Raw genomic sequence first — 3,596 nt, 5'->3', positions numbered from 1 at the left:
ACCCTGCGCCCGGAGCAGGCCTCCTACATCGGCGTCGAGGTCGACGGCCCGTACAAGCCGGACCACTACCGCTACTGACCACGCCGCGCAGCACAGCACTGCAGGCAGAAGTATGCGCAGCACAGCACTGCAGGCAGAAGTATGCGCAGCTCCGCTGCACAGCAGCACCAGGCAGGCCCCCGCACCCCCGTGTCGGGGGCCTGCCCCGTACTCTCCTCGAACGGCTCCGGCTGACGCCTCACCGCACAAGGACACCTACGCCCCCATGCCTCGCGGCCGTTATTCGCTCCACGATCCGCACGATCACACCCCCCTCGGTGAAGAGCACTTCCAGTGCGCCCCCGGCCCTTCCGGCTGGCGCTACGTCTCCCGGACCACCACCCCTTCCGGCGCCGACGCCGGTTCCGTCGATCTGGCCCTCGACGAACTCGGCCGCCCCATCCGTCTCGAACTGCATGCTGCGAGCTGGCAGGTCCGCGGCGCAGCCATCGACGGCGTCACCTGGGTCCGCACCGACCCGACTGGCGCTCACGCGCAAGAAGGCAACGCGCCTGCCCACGCGTTCACCGGCACTTCCCCCGCATTCCTCGTCGCAACTTCCCGTCTGCTGCGCCTCGCACCCGGCGCCCCCGCAACCCGCCTCCGCCTCGTCGCCTTCACGGACCCCGTTCTCGCACCCCGGACCGTCGACCAGTCCTGGGCCTTGGTGAAGAGTGAAGCGCATGCCACTGACAATGGCCCTCTGACAGTGGACGAGTACCAGGTCAGCGCCCTGGACACGGGCGAACAGCATGCCGTCCACATCGCGGGAGACGTCGTCCTCGCGGCGCCCGGCATCGAACTCGAGGACCTCGAGACCCCGCCCTCGACCTTCCCCTGAACCGCGGCCGAACGGCGGCGGAGTGGGGTTGCGATGAGCCGTGGCAGTACGGCGGGGGAACGGGTCGTGATGAACCGCGGCAGGACGGGCCCTGAGCCGCCGCTGTTTCCGCAGCAGATCGCGGCGCGCTCGAGCATGAGCACGGTGACTGGCAGTGGTCGGCCGGTCCTTACGCGGGCGGGGCGAATCCGCCGGACGGCGTGGGCGGCGGGATCTTCGAGCCGTCCGTCGCCGATGGACGTTGTTGCGTTCCCGACGCGACGCCGGTGCCAACAGGCGCAGCAGTCGGTGCAGCAGATTCAGCGGCGGGGTCCGGCAGGGCCGCCCCGGTCGCCGAGGTGGGAGCCGAGAGAGCGTGGACGTGGTGGGACGGGCCGTCGGCAGATGCGCCGGGGAGGCTCGCGGCGGATGCGGTGAACGCGCGCCTGGCGTCACGGGCCTGCCGCTCGTTCACCACGGCTGCCAGATAAGCAGCCGGCGGGACGCCCTGCGGCGCCGGCGTTCCCGTACGCGTGGCCAGATCACCGGCCAACTGCTGAGCCATTGACCAGCTCACCGCCGGGTCCAGCTGCCTCATCCGTGTCAGGTACTGGCGTATCGCCAGCCACAGGTCGTCCGGCACACCCGACAGGTCGAGCTGGGAGAACCGCCCGACGAGCCACGGCGGCGGGGGCGGGGCCACCATCGGGCCTCGCGCCGCGGGTATCCGCTCCCGCACCACCAGCGTCCCGGCGAAGACGTCTCCGATCCGCCGGCCTCGCGCCGACACCAACGATGCGATGCAAGCGATGACACCGAACGAGAAGAGGATCTCGACGACCCCCATCGCGCCCCGCACCAAGGCGTGGCGGAAACGTATCGGCCCGCCGTCGTCCCGTACGACGCGCAGCCCGCACGCCAGCTTTCCGAGCGACCGCCCGTGACTGAGCGTCTCCACCGCTATCGGCGCGCCCACCAGAACCAGGAGGAATGAAGCGATGGACAGTGCCATGACAGCCGCTTCGTCCAACGACGCCGTCGCCATGGCCAGCCCGATCGACAGCAGGAGATAGGCAAACAGCACCAGGGCCAAATCGATCACGAGAGCGAGGGCCCGACTCGGCAATCTCGCCGGTTGCAGCCCCAGTACGACCGCGTCCCCCGTCACTAGCCCACTCACTGTGCCGCCCCTCGCGTTTGTCGACCTTGCCTGCCCCTCGGTTACTCAGTCTGCCAAGCTGACCCGCAGCGTGTCGCAGTAGTGCAGTAGTACGGACCGTACGCACCCAGTGCCTGGAGCAGCAGCCGACCATGGATCTCGATGTCTTCGTGACCGCCCACCGCGCAGAGTGGGACCGCCTGGACCACCTCCTCCGTCGCGGACGTCACCTCACGGGCGCGGAAGCCGATGAGCTCGTCGCTCTGTACCAACGCACGGCCACCCATCTTTCCCAGATCCAGTCCAGTGCCCCTGAGCCGGCACTGACGGCAAGGCTCACCCAGCTGGTGGCACGCGCCCGCGCCATCGTCACCGGCACCAGGCGGGCAGGCTGGAAGGACGTGGCCACCTTCCTCACGGCCGGTTTTCCGGCTGCGGTCTACCGGTCCCGACACTGGTGGATACCGACCGCTGTGCTCTCCACCCTTGTCGCCGCCCTCATCGGCTGGTGGATCGGAACCCATCCCGAGGTGCAGGGCGCGATCGGGGCTCCGGCGGAGCTCCGGCAACTGACCCGCCCCGGCGGTGAGTACGAGACGTACTACTCGAGCCACCCCGCGGCCTCGTTCGCCGCACAGGTGTGGACGAACAACGCCCAGGCGGCCGCCATGTGCCTCACCCTCGGCGCCTTCCTGTGCCTGCCGGTCCTCTGGATCCTCTTCCTGAACATGCTGAATCTGGGCGTCGGCATCGGCCTCATGTCGTCGGCCGGCCGGCTCGACGTTTTCCTCGGCCTGGTGCTCCCGCACGGTCTGCTGGAACTCACCGCCGTCTTCGTCGCGGCCGGTACAGGGCTGCGTCTCGGCTGGACGGTCATCGATCCCGGCCCGCAGCCCCGCCGCACGGCCTTGGCCCAGCAAGGCAGGGCCGCCCTCGGCATGGCGATCGGCCTGGCTCTGGTGCTGTTCGTGTCGGGCCTGATCGAAGGCTTCGTGACTCCCTCCGGACTCCCGACCTGGGCGCGCATCACCATCGGTGTCGTCGCCGAGCTGGCCCTCCTCGCTTACGTCTACATCCTCGGCGGCAGGGCAGCCCGCGCAGGGGAGACGGGCGATGTGGAGGAACCCGACCGCAGCGCGGGGCTCCCGACGGCCGCCTGATGTGCGTCGACGCCCTCCGAGCTGCTAGTCTCCTCTTCGCCTCGCGACCCTGTTGACACGGGAGCAGCGGGGAGGTAGATTTTACGGGTTGTCTCGGACTGGACAAGTTCGGGCTTGAACCTTTAGAGTCTGTCTGGCTCTCGTCGGGAATTACCTTCCGCGGAGCCCATCCCGATTCCTTCATCCGAATCACGAAGCCGATTAGGTCGGCTGAAATGGTTCTGATAAAGTCGGGGTCAGCCGAAAGGCAAAAAGGCCCTCCAACGGCCACCGGAAATGAAATCCGAACCGGAAACGGAACGGAAAACGGATCTGGTAAGGTTGGAAACGCAAGACCGAAGGGAAGCGCCCGGAGGAAAGCCCCAGAAAGTGTTCTGCGGGTGAGTACAAAGGAAGCGTCCGTTCCTTGAGAACTCAA

4 protein-coding genes are annotated in these 3,596 nt (G+C 68.1%); 3 read left to right on the top strand and 1 reads right to left on the bottom strand.

Features of this window, described 5'->3' with window-relative positions:
• Positions 1 to 78, top strand: a 78-nt coding sequence (locus ACIQ7Q_RS34925) for an adenosylhomocysteinase (protein WP_403866536.1), incomplete at its 5' end; no start/stop codon positions are given.
• A gap of 187 nt (positions 79 to 265) precedes the next feature.
• A complete protein-coding gene (locus ACIQ7Q_RS34920) occupies positions 266 to 880 on the top strand; it encodes a hypothetical protein (protein ID WP_403871498.1) in 615 nt (204 codons plus the stop codon).
• A 169-nt stretch (positions 881 to 1,049) separates the two neighbouring features.
• On the opposite strand, the gene ACIQ7Q_RS34915 is transcribed toward ACIQ7Q_RS34920, so the two are convergent.
• Positions 1,050 to 2,039 carry an RDD family protein gene (locus tag ACIQ7Q_RS34915; protein WP_403871495.1) on the bottom strand — a complete coding sequence of 330 codons (990 nt, stop codon included), beginning with the start codon at positions 2,037 to 2,039 and terminating at the stop codon, positions 1,050 to 1,052.
• 131 nt (positions 2,040 to 2,170) lie between these two features.
• On the opposite strand from ACIQ7Q_RS34915, the gene ACIQ7Q_RS34910 reads away from it, so the two are divergent.
• Positions 2,171 to 3,178, top strand: coding sequence for a stage II sporulation protein M (locus tag ACIQ7Q_RS34910; protein ID WP_403871492.1), 1,008 nt, complete (start codon positions 2,171 to 2,173; stop codon positions 3,176 to 3,178).
• Positions 3,179 to 3,596 lie beyond the last annotated feature (418 nt).

It is taken from the genome of Streptomyces sp. NPDC096176, from assembly GCF_044763255.1.
Taxonomy (GTDB): domain Bacteria; phylum Actinomycetota; class Actinomycetes; order Streptomycetales; family Streptomycetaceae; genus Streptomyces.
The sequence above is the reverse complement of the archived record's forward strand: the minus strand, read 5'-3'. Positions and strand labels throughout refer to the sequence as shown.

Coding starts and splice junctions, on each gene's coding strand:
- ACIQ7Q_RS34920 (WP_403871498.1), top strand. CDS start 266: ATGCCTCGCGGCCGTTATTCGCTCCACGATCCGCACGATCACACCCCC.
- ACIQ7Q_RS34910 (WP_403871492.1), top strand. CDS start 2,171: ATGGATCTCGATGTCTTCGTGACCGCCCACCGCGCAGAGTGGGACCGC.